Raw genomic sequence first — 961 nt, 5'->3', positions numbered from 1 at the left:
ATGTTAACAAAAGGCGGTATGGCTTTTCCAAGCCTCCTAGTCGCCCATGATGCGTGACTCTCTTAAAGGAATTCACGAACAACAATGAAAATGACAAAGTTTTAGAGGGTAAGCCATTATGACGAACCTTGCTGCTGCCTTGCAGAGAAATGCTGCAAGTAAACCGAATAAAACGGCCTTGATATGTGGTGATAAAAAATTCACATACGCAGAATTTGACGCGATTGCGGGTAAGATCGCGACTTCGATGATTAAAGCGGGCGTCAAACCGGGAGACCGAGTGGCGCTATCGTGCCCGAATTTGCCTTTCTTTCCTTTCGTTTATTTTGCGGTTCAGAAGGCGGGTGCCGTTACCGTTCCGCTGAACGTGTTGCTCAAATCTAGAGAAATCAAATACCACCTAGAAGATTCGAAAGCGAAGTTTTACTTCTGTTTTGAAGGAACGCCCGAACTGCCAATGGCGAAAGAAGGCATGAAAGCGTTTAAAGAGGTGGATGCGTGTGAAACGATGATCGTAATGACGCAAGATCAAACGCAAAAAGAGTACCAAGGTTTACCGACACTGACGTCTTTTATAGAAGATATCGAACCTTTGGCGGATTACGTAGCTCGCGATGCGGATGACACTTGTGTGATTTTGTATACATCAGGCACAACGGGACTGCCCAAAGGAGCAGAGCTCACACAGCAAAACATCGTAATGAATGCGCTTGTGGCTCAGAACATCATGGCGAGTCAGGCTGATGATGTTCATCTAGTAACGTTGCCACTGTTTCATACATTCGGTCAAACCGTGCATCTCAATGCTAGCGTGCAAAGCGGTGCAACTTTGGTTTTAGTACCTCGATTTGATCCGAAACATGTGTTGGAGCTGATCGAAAAGCATCGAGTGACACTCTTTGCCGGTGTCCCTACGATGTACATTGGTTTGCTGCATGTTGAACATAATTGCGATATTTCG

1 protein-coding gene is annotated in these 961 nt (G+C 45.6%); it reads left to right on the top strand.

Annotated elements, in window-relative coordinates:
• Positions 1 to 118: 118 nt before the first annotated feature.
• On the top strand, positions 119 to 961 hold an 843-nt coding region (locus R7O13_RS24870; protein ID WP_318304940.1), incomplete at its 3' end, for an AMP-binding protein.

The organism is Vibrio sp. Y176 (genome assembly GCF_033438945.1).
Note: the sequence above shows the minus strand (reverse complement) of the source record. Positions and strands in the feature narration are given on the sequence as shown.